Source organism: Streptococcus oralis, assembly GCF_003943825.1.
In the GTDB taxonomy this organism is placed as follows: domain Bacteria; phylum Bacillota; class Bacilli; order Lactobacillales; family Streptococcaceae; genus Streptococcus; species Streptococcus oralis_CD.
Genome location: NZ_RJNJ01000001.1, coordinates 170,570 through 185,201, shown reverse-complemented (window position 1 = coordinate 185,201; position 14,632 = coordinate 170,570). Strand labels below are relative to the sequence as shown.

Below are 14,632 nucleotides of genomic sequence, written 5' to 3'. Positions count from 1 at the left end.
TTTTCCAACTACAAGATTCCCTACTTTTTCCCATAGTTTCCATATGCTCCATAGGAGCCATATTTTTCAACTGAAGTATTAAATTTATTTAGTACTACTCCTAGAAATGGTTTGCTTGTTTGTTCGAGTTGTTCTTTAGCTTTTTGGACATCACGACGATTTGTTTCACCAGCCGCAGTTACTAAAACAGAAGCGTCACACTGCTGCGTGATAATCGCCGCATCGATAACAACTCCAATCGGGGCAGTATCTACAACGATGTAGTCAAAGTACTTGCGTAAGGTGTCAATCATGGTCGCAAAATTTTCACTTTGTAACAAAGCTGTTGGGTTTGGTGATACAGAGCCCGCTTGAATGACAAACAGATTTTCAACATTGGTTTCACATAAACCTTGTGATAGGTCTGTTGTGCCTGACAAGAACTCTGTTAGGCCTGTAATCTTTTCACGTGATTTAAAGACACCTGACATGACTGAATTACGGATATCCGCATCGATCAACAGTGTCTTATAGCCTGCACGCGCGAAAGCCCAAGCAATATTGGTAGAAGTTGTTGATTTCCCTTCTCCTGGTTTGACAGACGTAATAGAAATCACTTGCAAGTTATTCCCACTCAATTGTATATTGGTACGAAGGGCATTATAGTACTCTTCTGCTTTTCTTGCCTGATCCAGTTTTTTATGTGCAATCTCTAACGTTGGCATTTTTCTCTCCTATTTCAATTTATCCAAATTTGGAACTACTCCCAATAGTGCAATTTGCAACACGTCCTCAATATCTTCTGGACGTTTCACTCGTGTATCCAAAATCTCAACAAGGAGAACTGTGACAACCATCACAACCGCTCCCGCAAGGAATCCAACCATGGTATTGCGACGAATATTTGGTGAAGATGGCGATGTTGCTGGGCGTGCTTCTTCAAGTGTTGTCACATCTGAAACGCGAGTGACGCTGATGATCTTTTGAGCCGCAACCTCTCTCAAAGAGTTGGCGATACGGCTAGCTTCCTCAGGTGCACGGTCTGTAACAGAAATCGATACAATACGCGTATCCACTGGAACTGTTACCTTGATTTTACTAGCTAGACCTTTTGGAGGGAGTTCTAGTTTCAAATCAGTCGCAACCTTCTCTAAAACGTCTTGCGAGAGAATAATTTCACGATAGTCTTTTACCAAGTAAGATCCGGCTTGCAAGTCTTGGTTAGTCAAGCCAGGCTTATCTCCCTGATTACGATTGACCACATAAATTCGGGTTGTACTCGTAAACTCCGGCTTCACAATAAAACTACTGTAGGCAAATGCTACTATCCCTGTCACGAATGCTACCAAAGCAATTAACAATTTTCGTTTCCAAAGGATTTTAAGTAAGTGAAATACATCGATTTCCATCATATTTTGTTCTTTCATTTTTTCTCCTAAATCAATTGATCCATTATTATTTTTCGGGGATTATCCTTAAAAAGTTCCTTAGCCTTATCTTCACTGTATTTTTTAGCAATGATATCATAGGCTTCCTCCATATGAGGAGGTCGGTGATCCAAGTTGTGCATATCACTTGCTATCACGTGAACCAGATCTCGTTCCAAGAAATACTGGGCTCTCTTTTTCATAAATTTATAGGTTTCTCCGAAGAGTTTTGGTTTCAAAACATGAGAACTATTAACCTGAGTATAACATCCCATATCAATCAGCTCTCGCACGCGCTTTTCATTATTTTCTAAAGCATCGTAACGTTCAATGTGGGCAATGACGGGTGTAATGCCTAGCATTAGAATATCACTCAATCCCTTATGCATATCTCGATAGGCTGTATTCATACTAAACTCAATCAAAGCATAGCGGCTATCGTTGAGGGTTGGGATTAATTTCTTTTCTAACTTCTCAACAACATCTGGCGTATAGTAGATTTCTGCCCCATAGGCAATGATTAAGTCATCCGCAACCTCCTTAGCCATTTCTCGTACCTTCAGAAAGTTGGTTGCAATTTTTTCTTCAGGAGTTTCGAACATCCCTTTTCGTCTATGCGAAGTGGAAACGATTGTCCTCACTCCTTGACTGTAGGCCTCTCTAAGAAGTTTTTTACTTTCCTCTATCGACTTTGGACCATCGTCCACATCAAAAACGATGTGCGAATGGATATCTATCATGCTACTTGCCCTCCATCACATCATTGATAGCAGCTTTGGCGGCAGCCAAGCTACTTTCATCAATTTCCATCATGTAGAGGTTACTATCTGGCATAGCGTATGAAGGAAGATCCGTGCGTCCAGTTCCCTTCAAGTCTTGAGAGTTGACTTTGTAGTTCCCACCACTCTCCAATTGAGTATTAACCAGATCCATCATGGTTTCTAAAGGCATATTGGTCTGAAGAGAATCTTGCAATCCCTTGATGATGTTATCGTAGTTTTTTAAAGCCTCAGTTGACGTCAACTTCTGAATAATAGCTACAATAACCTTTTGTTGGTTCCGACCACGATCTCGATCTCCATCTGCTAGAGAGTAGCGCTCACGGACAAAACCAAGAGCCTGCTCAGAGTCTAAATGAACATTCCCGACAGGATAATACTTCCCGTTAGTATGTGCTGTAAACTCCTGATCATTATAGACATCAATTCCACCTAAAAGGTCAATCAACTTCAAGAAAGAAGTGAAGTTCAAGCGAACATAGTAGTTAATATCCACACCATAGAGATTTTCCAAGGTATGAATCGACGAGTCCACTCCATAGATTCCAGCGTGGGTCAATTTATCCTTTTGATTGTTTCCTCCATCCGCAATCGGAACATAGGAATCTCGAGGCGTTGTAGTCAGAAGAATTTTCTTGGTATCTCGATTCACAGTCATTAGAATATTCACATCAGAACGAGATACTGAACTAATCGGACCATAGGTATCAATACCACTCACATAAATATTGAAAGCTTTATTCTTCGATACCTTTGGTGCCGCAACATCCTTAGTTAATTGTTTTGTATAGATTTTTTTGATTTTTGAAGCATAATCTGGATACTCTGCTTCAATGATATTTTCAAAGACACTATTTAAGACAATTGCTTTCGTTTCGCCAGAAAGCAGACTCTTATAAGCTGCTAGATAAGAAGCACTCTGTTCAACTGTCAAGTCTTTACTCTGTGTCGTCTTAATATCTGCCACCAACTTTTGGATATTATCATTATCTGTTTCAGTTGGACCTGTTACACTATCCAACTGGGTCACATTATTGATTTCACTATCTTTCAAAACGACCACACTCATCGAATACTCTGAGTAGTTTGAGGTCGCATTGATATGATTGGTAAAACCGACAAACTGCTGCAAAGCATAGAGAGAAACCGAGCTAACTACGATAGCAAGTGTCAAAAAGAAAACCGTAAACTTCTCGGCTTTTTTATACACTATCAGGAGGATTGCAATTACAGCAGAAACGAGAATAAGAACCGCCGTAAGGATATTGAGGTATCGAAAAGCTAGGATATTATGTTTGAAAATTAAGAACAACAAAAAACCACTCAATAACAAATAAATGGTTGCTAAAACTATATTAATATTTCGTTTTACATTCCCTAAACGAGCTCTCTTTGAACGTCTACTCATGATAATCCCCTATACACGTTAATAGTTATAAATATTATATCACAATCATGATGGAAATTCCATCCATCCTTGCTATTTTCAGCGTTTTCATTCGCTTTTGTTCTCTTAAGTTGCTCTAAAATATAAGCAAAGTTCCGAATGCCATTCTACACAAAAAGACAAGGCGCTCAGAGGCAACCTTGTCTGTAATCTTATTTTACGTGGTTTTCAAACTCTTTTTGGCTCTTTTCGATAGCCTTTTTACTTTCTGCTTCCCACTTAGCCTTAGCTTCGTCAAATTGTTTCTTGGTAACAGGGTCTTTTTGTAATCTCATGTACTTATAATTATTTCCGTCACCCTTTATTCCCACTAGAGAGTAGGCACGTGTAAACGGAGTTACTTTGGTTACAGAGGCTGTACCACCATTTGACATAGCAGACATGACTAGAGAATTGTCAATCATCCAAGCTTGCGCTTCAGCGTATTTTTCATAACGCTTAGCGACATCTTTGTTCTCAGCATCGGCTTCTTTCAGGAGTTTCGTATAGATATCGAGCCCCAAACTCTTAATGAGCTCTTGGTCTTCCTTGGCATCAAGACCAAAAATCTTGAGATAGAAGCCAGTTTCAGCATTGAAGGGATCTAGATAAGTTGACGGATCCTGGTAATCACCAACCCAACCATCAAAGTTTAGGTCGTAGTCACGAGCTGCTGGATTTGGTGCTAGGAAGGCAACATTTCCAAAGTCATCTGTAGAAAGCTGTTGAACATCAATGACGATATTGTCAGAACCTAGTACTGTTTCAAGGGTTTGTTTAACCGAGTTCATACCAGAAACCGCATTTTTATTTGTCTGATCAACAGGGACATCCAAATGGATTGGGAAAGTCACGCCTTGGGCTTCCAATTCCTTTTTAGCTTCCGCAAATTTTGCTTGGGCCTTTTCCTTGTTGAAGTAAGCATCTTGAGCGTCTGCCAAATTGATACCTGACCACTCAGTTCCGTAGTTCACAAGCTTAGAAGCTGTTACTTCTCCAAAGGTCTTATCTCCCACCTGGACAAATGTTGGGGGAACCAGAGTATTACGAAGGGTTTTGCTCGCTGCTTCTTCACCGTTAGATTGAGCAGAGTAGGCTGTTCGATCAATTCCAAAGTTGATAGCCTGACGGAAATTTTTATTTAAGATAGCTGTTTGAGCTGATTTCTTTTGTTCGTCCGTTGTTTTAGCGGTATGATTATAGGTTTTGCGGTTGACGTTAAAGTTAAAGTACCAAGATGTCTTGTCTTGTAAGCTATAGACGATATTGTCTTGGTATTTTTCTTTTGTCTTAGCATAATTCGAACTATTTGGATAGACTCCTGCAATCGAGTAAGCACCACTTTCAAAGTTTCGAATGGTCATCTCCTGATCTGACCCATCAAAGTAGGCTAACTTAACTTTTTCAATGGTTACTTTATCATGGTCATAATAGTGTGGATTCTTCACATATTCGATCGAAGATTTTGATGTGAAATCTTTTAACAGATATGGACCGTTATAAAGGATGCTGTCTGGTGTCAAGGTACCAAAGTCTTTATCTTTTGATTTCAAAAACTCTTCGTTGACTGGGAAAAGAATACTATTGGTTGTCTTAGAGTTCCAATAAGGTTCTGGTCGTGTCAAAGTGTACTCAACCGTATAGTCATCCAAGGCTTTGACACCAACAGTTGAAAAGTCATTAGTCACACCCGTCACATAGTCATTCAATCCCTTGATTGAATTTTGGATCAGATCCATGGCTTGCCCCTTGTTGTCAGCGGCATATTTGATCCCAGTGACAAAATCCTGAGCTTTGACTGAAGCATATTCCTCACCGTCAGCTGTATACCACTTGGCATCTTTTCTAAGCTTGTAGGTATAAGTCAAACCATCTGCTGAAACAGACCAATCCTCCGCAAGAGCAGGTACGAGGTTCCCATAGCTGTCATTTTCTAACAAACCATCTACAAGATTGGTAATAACGGCAGTGTTATCTGCATAATAATCTAGAAGATAGTTAAAAGTTGTTGGATTCGCACTAAATGTTGATGAATAAGTGCTAGTATCTGTGTTGGACTGTCCACATGCCGAGAGCAAAATCCCTGTCGCTAAGACAAGACCTGTCCCGATTAGTCTTTTTTTCATTTTGATCATCATTTGCTCCTTTATGTCACTTTTTATAACATAACCATATTTTATCAAATTTATTCAAAAATGTAAAGTTGCTGCTTTTATGACAACTGGTGTCTCAAAACAAAAAAGAAGCACAGTTTCCTGCAACTTCCTTTTCTGTTTATAGATTACTTGACGTGTTTTTCAAGTTCTTTTTGGTATTTGGCATTTGTCTCGATTTTTTCTTGTTGCCATTTCTTGAAGGCTTCTTCGTATTCTTTTGCAGTCACAACGTCATTTTGCAACTCCAAACCTTTGAACACAAATGGGTCTCCCTTGATTCCCACTTGAGAGTATGCTTTTGTAAATGGTACAGTACGGCTAACCGTTGGAGAACCACCTGAAGAAGCAACTGGGATTAAAAGTGAACTGTCCGATACCCAAGCTTGAGCTTTAGCATATTTTTCATAACGCTTGTTAAGGTCGCTGGTTTCAGCTGCAGCATCATCCAAGAGTTTCTTGTATTCGTCCAGTCCAACTTGAGCCATCACTTCTGAATCTTGTCCGCGCTTGATCCCCAAGTGTTTAAGGGCAGAACCCTTCTTAGCATCAAGAATGTTGAGGTAGGTAGCTGGGTCTTGATAGTCTGGTCCCCAACCAGTTCCGTTCAAGTCATAGTCTTTTTGGGATGGAACCTTGGCTTGAGATGTAATGCTCATTTTCTCATTATCGGTCATTTGAAGGACATCGACAATGACATTTTCAGTACCAAGTGATGATTCGATAGACTGCTTGAGTGAGTTGGTTTGTTGAACCGCGATTACATCTGTTTGTTCAACGGGGATATCCAAATGGATTGGGAAGGTAACACCCTTGGCTTGCAATTCTTCCTTGGCTTTAGCAAAGGCTGCCTTAGCTTTTTCAGGACTGTAAATCGTATCCTTGCCATCTGTAAGGGCTACATCTTTCCACTGGTCTCCATATGAAACGAGCTCTGCCTGCGCCAACTCTCCAAAGGTTTTTTCACCCACTTGAACGTAGTCATGAGGCACTAGGCTGTTACGGATAATCTTGTTCGCGCCTTCTTCACCATTCAACTGAGCAGTGTATGAGTGACGGTCAAGGGCAAAGTTCAGCGCCTGACGGAAGTTCTTGTTGAGAAGAGCTTCTTTCGTTGAAGTTTTTTGAGCCTCGTCTGTTTTGGCTGTTTTATTGTAAGACTGACGGTTTACATTAACAGTGAGGTAGTAGCTGGTCGCTTCTTGTGGACTGTAAACAATCTTATCGCCGTACTCTTGTTTAGTCGACTCAAAGTTTGAGCTTGTTGGGAAGAGACGGGCTGTTGTATAAGCTCCTTGTGTAAAGCTACGAATCAAGGATTCTTGGTCTGATCCATCGTAGAAAGTTAGTTTAATATTGTCAATCTTGACATTGTCCTTATCCCAGTAGTTTGGATTCTTTTCATATTCAATGACTGATTTTGAAGTCAATGATTTCAAGAAATAAGGACCATTATATAGGATACCTGATGGGGTTGGTGCACCGTAGTCGCTCCCTTTAGAATTCAAAAATTCTTCATTAACTGGAAGCATGGTTGCAGTTGTGACCTTAGAGTTCCAGAAACTTTCTGGTTTGTTGAGCGTGTATTCTACCGTATAATCATCAACAGCCTTAACTCCTACGGTAGAGAAATCATTGCTCTCACCACTAACATACTCTGCCAAACCTTTGATAGAATCCTGAATCAAAGAAAGACCATCTGATTTCCCGTCAGCAGCATGTTTAAGCCCAGTAACAAAGTCTTTGGCCTTAACTTCAGCGTATTCTTCTCCATCAGAAGTATACCATTTTACACCCTTACGAAGTTTGTAGGTGTAAGTCAAACCATCCTTTGAAACAGACCAGTCTTCTGCAAGTGATGGAATTAAGTTCCCATACTTGTCATTTTCCAAAAGACCATCGACAACGTTTGCTATAACGTCAGAGGTTGAGCTCTTGCTCGTCACACTATAGTCCAAAGAAGATGGATCCATAGCGTAGACATAAGAGAATGTCTTGGGAGCATCCGCTTTCTTTTCACTTTGCCCACAAGCAGTTAACAGTAGGGCTGCACTCAAAACAGCACCTGCTCCTAAGAGCCACTTTTTCGATTTCATAAGTAATCTCCTTAAAGATAGTGTTTTCACCATTATACCCTATTTTTTCATAAAAGCAAGGACTTTCGCCAGATTTTTTAGAAAATTCTAACAAATATTTTTAAAAGGCTTTTCTATATATTTTTTAGTAAAAGAACCCCAAGCATCAAAGGCTTGAGGTTCACTTATTTTAATCCGTTAGTTCCACACAGAAAGCATCCCATGGCTCTAAGGTCTGTTTTTCAACTGCTTCTTTAGCAGTAGTGTTCTCAATCAAGACAGATTTGACTTTTCCTCCTACCGAAAAATCTTGTTTTTCATTGGACAAGTTAGCCACAACTAGGAAGCGGCGCTCACCGTCCTTACGGATATAAGCAAAAACCTTATCAGCCGTATCAAGCAATTCAAAGTCAGCGCGAATCAGCCAACTGTTTTCCTTACGGATTTGAACGAGTTTTTGATAAGTATAGAAAATAGAATCTGGATTTGCCAGTGCTTCTTGAACGTTGATTTCTTCATAGTTTGGATTAACTGCCAACCAAGGTTGACCTGTTGAGAAGCCAGCGTTTTTACTCTCATCCCACTGCATCGGAGTACGGGCATTATCACGACCGATGACACGGATGCTGTCCATGATTTCTTCCATAGAAACACCTTTTTCAAGAGCTTCACGCGCATAGTTGAGGGATTCTATATCTTCTACTTGGTCCAGTGTTTCAAATGGATAGTTGGTCATCCCAATCTCCTCACCTTGGTAGATATAAGGCGTCCCTCTCATGAGATGAAGTAAGATTGCAAAGGCTTTAGCAGATTTTTCACGGTATTCTTGGTCATTTCCCCAGATAGAGACGATGCGAGGAAGGTCATGGTTATTCCAGAAGAGGGAATTCCAGCCGTCTTCAACTCCTAACTCTGTCTGCCATTTGTTAAAAATCTCTTTTAATTTCCCTACATTTAACTCTTTTTGGTAGTGCCACTTAGGTTGCCCTTCCTGATACTGAAGACAGATATGCTCAAACTGGAAGACCATAGATAATTCTTGCCCCTTTGGATCCGAGTAGAGTTTAGCAATCTCTGGCGTTGCCCCCCATGTTTCCCCTACTGTCAAGAGATTCTTATCTCCAAAAGTCGCCTGATTCATTTCCTTGAGATAGGGATGGAGCATAGGACCGTTATTCACTACTTTCTCATCAGGAATTTTGCCAATCATATCAATGACATCCATACGGAAACCACCAATACCTTTATCAATCCAGAAGTTCATCATCTCATAAATTTTCTGGCGCAGTTTTTCATTCTCCCAGTTGAGATCCGGCTGTTTCTTGCTGAAAAAGTGAAGATAGTATTGACCCGACTTTTCATCGTATTCCCAAGCAGATCCACTAAAGATAGACTCCAAATCATTGGGCTTATCTCGCCAGATATAGTAGTCTCGCTCAGGGCTATCAGGATTTTCACAGGCCTCGACAAACCAAGCATGCTCATCCGAGGTATGATTGACCACCAAGTCCATGATGATACGAATATCACGTTTCTTAGCTTCTGCGATGAGTTGGTCCATGTCCTCCATGGTCCCGAAAATAGCTGCAATCGCTTGGTAATCAGCAATATCATAGCCATTATCATCCATAGGACTGTCATAAACAGGAGAAAGCCAAATCGCTGTAATCCCTAACTTAGCTAGATAGTCTAACTTACTCGTAATTCCTGGCAAATCACCGATTCCATCTCCATTACTATCCATAAAACTCTTTGGATAGACTTGATAGACTACGGCATTGTGCCACCATTTTTCTTGCATCTGTTTACCTCATTATTTTAATAATCTATAGTCTATGATAGCGCTTTTTAAAACTTAGTGCAAGCGTTTGCCTAATCTTTTTGATTTCTTTTTTGACTCCGTAGTTTCCTAACTCCCAATTTTTTATTATAATAGAGGTCAGAGGTAAAAAAATGAAAAAACAAGCTTTTAGTTCTGAACAATATTTGAATCTACAGCGCGACCACATTTTGGAGCGCATCAACCAATTTGACGGCAAGCTCTATTTGGAGTTTGGTGGCAAAATGTTGGAAGATTTCCACGCTGCTCGAGTCCTTCCTGGTTATGAGCCTGACAATAAAATCAAGCTCTTGCAAGAATTGAAAGAGCAAGTTGAGGTTGTGATCGCCATTAACGCAAGCAACATCGAGCATTCTAAAGCGCGTGGTGACCTAGGCATTTCTTATGATCAAGAAGTTCTTCGTTTGATTGACAAATTCAATGAGCTGGGAATTTTTGTTGGTTCGGTTGTCATCACACAATACGCTGGTCAACCAGCTGCAGATGCCTTCCGCAACCAGTTAGATAAAAACGGGATTGATTCCTATCTTCATTATCCAATCAAAGGATACCCGACTGATATGGACCACATCATTTCTCCAGAAGGTATGGGGAAAAACGACTACATCAAAACTAGTCGCAACTTGATTGTTGTAACTGCTCCTGGACCTGGTTCTGGAAAATTGGCCACTTGTATGTCCAATATGTACCATGACCAACTTAATGGCATCAAGTCTGGTTACGCTAAGTTTGAAACATTTCCAGTTTGGAATCTTCCCCTTCATCACCCAGTCAACTTGGCCTACGAGGCTGCAACCGCGGACCTTGATGATGTCAATATGATTGACCCTTTCCATCTCCAAACCTACGGAGAAACCACTGTCAACTACAACCGTGATATTGAAATCTTCCCAGTACTCAAACGTATGTTGGAACGCATTCTCGGTGAATCTCCATACGCTTCACCAACAGACATGGGTGTCAACATGGTTGGCTTCGCTATTACAGATAATGAGGCTGCTATCGAAGCTTCAAAACAAGAAATCATCCGTCGCTACTATCAGACCGTTCTTGACTTTAAAGCTGAAAAAGTCGGCGAAACTGCTGTCAAGAAAATTGAACTTCTCATGAACGACCTCGGTATCACACCTGCAGACCGTAAGGTTGCTGTTACTGCACGCCAAAAAGCAGAAGAAACTGGTGGCCCTGCCCTAGCTCTCGAATTGCCAAATGGGGAAATCGTAACTGGTAAAAACTCAGAGCTCTTTGGCCCTACAGCTGCTGCCTTGATCAACGCTATTAAGAAATCAGCTGACATTGCTAAGGAAGTGAAACTAATCGAGCCTGAAGTCGTCAAACCAATTCAAGGTCTTAAAATCAATCATCTCGGTAGTCGCAATCCTCGCCTCCACTCAAATGAAATTTTGATTGCACTTGCAATCACAGCTATGGAAAATCCTGATGCTGCGCGTGCCATGGAGGAACTTGGTAATCTCAAAGGAAGCGAAGCCCACTCAACCATCATTTTGACCGATGAAGACAAGAATGTCCTTCGCAAATTGGGTATCAACGTTACCTTTGACCCTTATTACCAATACGACCGCTTGTATCGGAAATAAATAAACAAGGCTGGACAAAAACTCAATTCGAGAGAAAAATCCAGTAAATCTTTACATAATAAAAAAATCAAACGCATAATATCAAGTCTTTTGGACACTTGGTATTATGCGTTTTTATGATTTTCCATCCTCATTTATTTCAATGAAATTGTCAACTCGACAGAGGCTCCTCCTTGGTCTAGATTGAGCAGGGTCAGACGACCACCGTGCAAGAGAGCTACCTGTTTAGAAAAGGCTAAGCCGATTCCATGATGGGGATTAGCTGAATTGCGGCTTTGGTCACTCTGATAAAAGAGCCGTTCCGCTCCCAGCAGCATCTCCTCTGAAAATGCAGGGCCATTGTTCCAGATAGCAAAAACCAACTGGTCCTGCTGCACTGATACCATCAGCTTCACTTCCTTTTGGTCCTGATTAGCATGTTCAAGCGCATTCAGTAAAATATTGAGCAAAGCTCGTTTGAGATAGTCCAAATGAATTGACAAAATCAGACTAAGATCACAATCTTCTTGGAGGTAGAAACGATGGCTTTCCTGTTTGCTGAACAGTGCCCAATCATCCTGTAGATAAGCCAAAAAGTCCCCTAAGGAAAGCTGAATGAACTGATTAGAATCAATCTGAAAAGTCTTGGCGTAATCAATCAAAGAGCCACAATACTCTTCCATCTTGTGACTAGCCTGCAAAATCTCAGCAGCATAGTCTGCCTGTGGCTGGCCCAACTGCGCCAACTCCAAGAGCTCAGCATTCCCCTTAATCACAGTTAGGGGTGTCTTCAAATCGTGCGATGTCGCTGATAGCTGTAAAATCAACTCCTGATTATGCTGCTGCTCTCTTTCTAAAAGATGAGCATTTTCTTGGTGGCTGCTCCGTAAATCGCTATAAACTTCTAGCATTTCCTCAATCCGAAAAAGCTGACTTTGATTTTCTTCTAAAAGCTTCTCGCTCGTTAGCATTTTTATTTCCCTGTCGATTTTTCGGAGCAATTTCAAAATATGATAAAAAGTAATCAGCAGCAAGCTCCCTGCCCAGAAGAACAAGGTGAAAAGAACGTAATCACTTCCTTGCGTAAATTCATAGCCTATAAGCACAAAAATCAAAACATGAAAAAATACGATTTTTAAACTGGTTGTCCAGACTAGGCTTTTGAAATTTCGGGTTCTAATTGCCATCTATAGCCTACTCCTCTCACTGTTGCGATTGCTTGTAGCCCTTCTTGTTTGCATTTTTGGCGAATCTGATATACGTATTCTGAGATGGAGCGAAGCTGTGTTTCTGAACTTTCTGGGTAAAGCAAGGTATGCAGGCGTTCAGCCGAAAAGGTCTGCTTGGGATTGCTAGCTAGTAAATGCAGTAACTTAAACTCTCGCTCTGAGAATTTCAATACTTTACCAAAACAGATAATTTCATAGCGCTCTGGATAAAATTGACAAGAAGCAATCTCAGAATAGCGCTCCTCACGTCTTTCCTCCCGCCGAAGATGCGCCCTGACACGCGCCAGCAATTCGTTGGTCCCAAAAGGCTTGACAACATAGTCATCTGCTCCGCGAAAGAGCCCTTCCACCTTGTCCGCCTCCAATTCCTTGGCCGTCAAAAATATGATGGGACACGAAAGATGAGGACGAATGTAGGAGCACAGCTCAAAACCATTAACAGGCTCCATCATCACATCTAGCAAAATCAAGTCATATCCGACAAAATGTGTCAGCTCTAGCTCTTCTATTCGATCAAGCGTCGTCACATCATAAGCATCGAGCTCTAGGACATTTTTCACCAGCTTCAAAATGCTCCGGTCGTCATCAACCACCAAAATACGATACTGTCTCATGATTTCCATTATAGCATACCTCTAGCGAACATCTCGTTTCAAGGTCAAGAATATAGCAGAGCTCCAAATCAAAGCTAGCCAGAATAGCTGTATTCCCAACCCTGATAGATCTATCGAATTCTGAAGCCCTTCATACTCAAAAAGATTTAGCGTAGCCAGATCAGGCAGGTACTTTGCTTCTTTGATAAAAGTTGCCAATAAACGGCTAAGACCAATCAAGAGAGGAAATAGCACCGACACCGGCACAACCCAAGATTGAAAGAGCAAAGCGAGGCCAGCAGCTAAAAGAGCCAGAAAAAGATTGCTGAGAAGACCAAAAGAGCTGTAATAGAGGAATTTCCCCAGTAAGGGCCAGCTAAAGTCTAGGTCAAATCGAGCCAGCATAACAAAGAAACAGCTGCCTATCATGACACTGTAGAGAACCAAGAGCAGAACGGCCAGAAAAAGGAATTTCCCAGCCAACCAAGCCTTTCTATTTGATACGGTTAGAAAATTCGTTCGCATCCCAGACTTGACAAACTCCTGGGCAAAATAGAGGGAAGCAAAGATGACGATGACAGGCTGCGCCAGATACAGAGCATGCAAAGCTTCACTCAGAGCCTTTGTCTGGCCAACTGCTGTCTGACTGTAGTCAAGATTCATCAGAAAAAATGGAACAGCTACCAGAGCCACCAAGGCGGCACCAAGAGCGAGATAGTAAGAACGGAACTTAATCCATTCACTTTTAAGCAGAGCTATTATCATCAGTATCGCCCTCCTAAATCCGTCTTCAAAAAGCGCAGAGAGGCCATGACGCCGATGACTAGCAACCATACGCTTAGTATCAAGAGTCCTTGCAAGGGATTGTTGGCATATTGGGAAGTCGGCGTTGCAACAAATAACTCTCCTACGGGCTGTGGCAGATAAGCACCCCAACTCGTATGAGCTGCCAGGTAGTTTCCCAGATTATAGAGCTGGGGCACAAGAAAGAGTAAGGGAAGCAACATCGTCCGCCCAAGCAATCCCAATAAAAAGGACAAGAGACCTAGCAATGCAGTAGCTAGTGCCTTCCATAAAAGATGACTCCAGGCAGCTTGATTAAGTAAAATTGGATGTAGCCCTTCTTTTCCTAAAGCCAAGTGCATGACAATATAGCTCAAATAAATGGATAACAAGCTAATGATGAGTGAAAACAAACCAAAGGTCAATATTTTCCCCATAAGTAGCTTCAAGCGGTTATTACAAGCCAATAGACTGGTTCGCAAGCTATGAGACTGAAATTCCGTTGCTCCCAAAATTCCAGCTAAGATGACTAAAACCATACCACCCATAGAAGCGCCATTAAGACCTAGATATTCAAGCGGATCAATAGCTTCTGCCAGACCGGGAACCGTCTCAGGGGTCGCATCTAAACCGATAGACAGATACTGACGTCCCTCTAGCCATGACACAACAGGTACCAATAACAGCATAAAGACCACACTTACCCTGAAAGCCTTGGTTGATTGGATTTTCAACCACTCTGAATGCAATAAGGACATCGTTTCTTTCATC

The 14,632-nt window shown here is 41.3% G+C and carries 12 protein-coding genes; 1 reads left to right on the top strand and 11 read right to left on the bottom strand.

The features are described 5' to 3' along the window. Positions 1-20 precede the first annotated feature (20 nt). From D8863_RS00885 to D8863_RS00855, 7 genes are all read right to left on the bottom strand, one after another. A complete protein-coding gene (locus D8863_RS00885; RefSeq protein ID WP_001142498.1) occupies positions 21-704 on the bottom strand; it encodes a tyrosine-protein kinase in 684 nt (227 codons plus the stop codon). 9 nt (positions 705-713) lie between these two features. Beyond that, positions 714-1,406: a capsular polysaccharide biosynthesis protein CpsC gene (cpsC, locus tag D8863_RS00880; protein WP_125440806.1), complete on the bottom strand. Its 693-nt coding sequence runs from the start codon at positions 1,404-1,406 to the stop codon at positions 714-716. 8 nt (positions 1,407-1,414) lie between these two features. Beyond that, a complete protein-coding gene (gene cps4B, locus D8863_RS00875) occupies positions 1,415-2,146 on the bottom strand; it encodes a capsular polysaccharide biosynthesis protein Cps4B (protein ID WP_096753697.1) in 732 nt (243 codons plus the stop codon). Between the two features lies 1 nt (position 2,147). Then, entirely contained in the window at positions 2,148-3,593 is a 1,446-nt protein-coding gene (cpsA, locus tag D8863_RS00870; RefSeq protein ID WP_125440805.1) for an LCP family glycopolymer transferase CpsA, read from the bottom strand. A 191-nt stretch (positions 3,594-3,784) separates the two neighbouring features. After that, on the bottom strand, positions 3,785-5,746 hold the full coding sequence (locus D8863_RS00865; protein ID WP_084943309.1) for a peptide ABC transporter substrate-binding protein: 1,962 nt from the start codon (positions 5,744-5,746) through the stop codon (positions 3,785-3,787). Between the two features lie 146 nt (positions 5,747-5,892). After that, positions 5,893-7,860, bottom strand: a complete 1,968-nt coding sequence (locus D8863_RS00860; RefSeq protein WP_125388642.1) for a peptide ABC transporter substrate-binding protein — start codon at positions 7,858-7,860, stop codon at positions 5,893-5,895. A 169-nt stretch (positions 7,861-8,029) separates the two neighbouring features. Beyond that, complete coding sequence (locus D8863_RS00855) at positions 8,030-9,640, bottom strand: glycoside hydrolase family 13 protein (RefSeq protein ID WP_125440804.1); 1,611 nt, start codon at positions 9,638-9,640, stop codon at positions 8,030-8,032. Between the two features lie 152 nt (positions 9,641-9,792). On the opposite strand from D8863_RS00855, the gene D8863_RS00850 reads away from it, so the two are divergent. Continuing rightward, complete coding sequence (locus D8863_RS00850) at positions 9,793-11,277, top strand: DUF1846 domain-containing protein (protein ID WP_125440803.1); 1,485 nt, start codon at positions 9,793-9,795, stop codon at positions 11,275-11,277. Positions 11,278-11,411: 134 nt separating this feature from the next. Here the strand turns inward: D8863_RS00850 and D8863_RS00845 are convergent, their stop codons facing one another. From D8863_RS00845 to D8863_RS00830, 4 genes are read right to left on the bottom strand one after another with little or no spacing between them, the layout of a single operon-like run. After that, positions 11,412-12,443 carry a sensor histidine kinase gene (locus D8863_RS00845; protein ID WP_125440802.1) on the bottom strand — a complete coding sequence of 344 codons (1,032 nt, stop codon included), beginning with the start codon at positions 12,441-12,443 and terminating at the stop codon, positions 11,412-11,414. Continuing rightward, positions 12,410-13,108: a response regulator transcription factor gene (locus D8863_RS00840; protein WP_000404923.1), complete on the bottom strand. Its 699-nt coding sequence runs from the start codon at positions 13,106-13,108 to the stop codon at positions 12,410-12,412. Before D8863_RS00840 ends, D8863_RS00845 begins: the two co-directional genes overlap by 34 nt. A 12-nt stretch (positions 13,109-13,120) precedes the next feature. After that, on the bottom strand, positions 13,121-13,843 hold the full coding sequence (locus tag D8863_RS00835; RefSeq protein ID WP_070567297.1) for a lantibiotic ABC transporter permease: 723 nt from the start codon (positions 13,841-13,843) through the stop codon (positions 13,121-13,123). Beyond that, on the bottom strand, positions 13,843-14,631 hold the full coding sequence (locus D8863_RS00830; protein WP_070567299.1) for a lantibiotic ABC transporter permease: 789 nt from the start codon (positions 14,629-14,631) through the stop codon (positions 13,843-13,845). The genes D8863_RS00835 and D8863_RS00830 overlap by 1 nt, the downstream gene beginning before the upstream one ends. Position 14,632 lies beyond the last annotated feature (1 nt).

Coding starts and splice junctions, on each gene's coding strand:
- D8863_RS00885 (WP_001142498.1), bottom strand. CDS start 704: ATGCCAACGTTAGAGATTGCACATAAAAAACTGGATCAGGCAAGAAAA.
- cpsC (WP_125440806.1), bottom strand. CDS start 1,406: ATGAAAGAACAAAATATGATGGAAATCGATGTATTTCACTTACTTAAA.
- cps4B (WP_096753697.1), bottom strand. CDS start 2,146: ATGATAGATATCCATTCGCACATCGTTTTTGATGTGGACGATGGTCCA.
- cpsA (WP_125440805.1), bottom strand. CDS start 3,593: ATGAGTAGACGTTCAAAGAGAGCTCGTTTAGGGAATGTAAAACGAAAT.
- D8863_RS00865 (WP_084943309.1), bottom strand. CDS start 5,746: ATGATCAAAATGAAAAAAAGACTAATCGGGACAGGTCTTGTCTTAGCG.
- D8863_RS00860 (WP_125388642.1), bottom strand. CDS start 7,860: ATGAAATCGAAAAAGTGGCTCTTAGGAGCAGGTGCTGTTTTGAGTGCA.
- D8863_RS00855 (WP_125440804.1), bottom strand. CDS start 9,640: ATGCAAGAAAAATGGTGGCACAATGCCGTAGTCTATCAAGTCTATCCA.
- D8863_RS00850 (WP_125440803.1), top strand. CDS start 9,793: ATGAAAAAACAAGCTTTTAGTTCTGAACAATATTTGAATCTACAGCGC.
- D8863_RS00845 (WP_125440802.1), bottom strand. CDS start 12,443: ATGGCAATTAGAACCCGAAATTTCAAAAGCCTAGTCTGGACAACCAGT.
- D8863_RS00840 (WP_000404923.1), bottom strand. CDS start 13,108: ATGGAAATCATGAGACAGTATCGTATTTTGGTGGTTGATGACGACCGG.
- D8863_RS00835 (WP_070567297.1), bottom strand. CDS start 13,843: ATGATAATAGCTCTGCTTAAAAGTGAATGGATTAAGTTCCGTTCTTAC.
- D8863_RS00830 (WP_070567299.1), bottom strand. CDS start 14,631: ATGAAAGAAACGATGTCCTTATTGCATTCAGAGTGGTTGAAAATCCAA.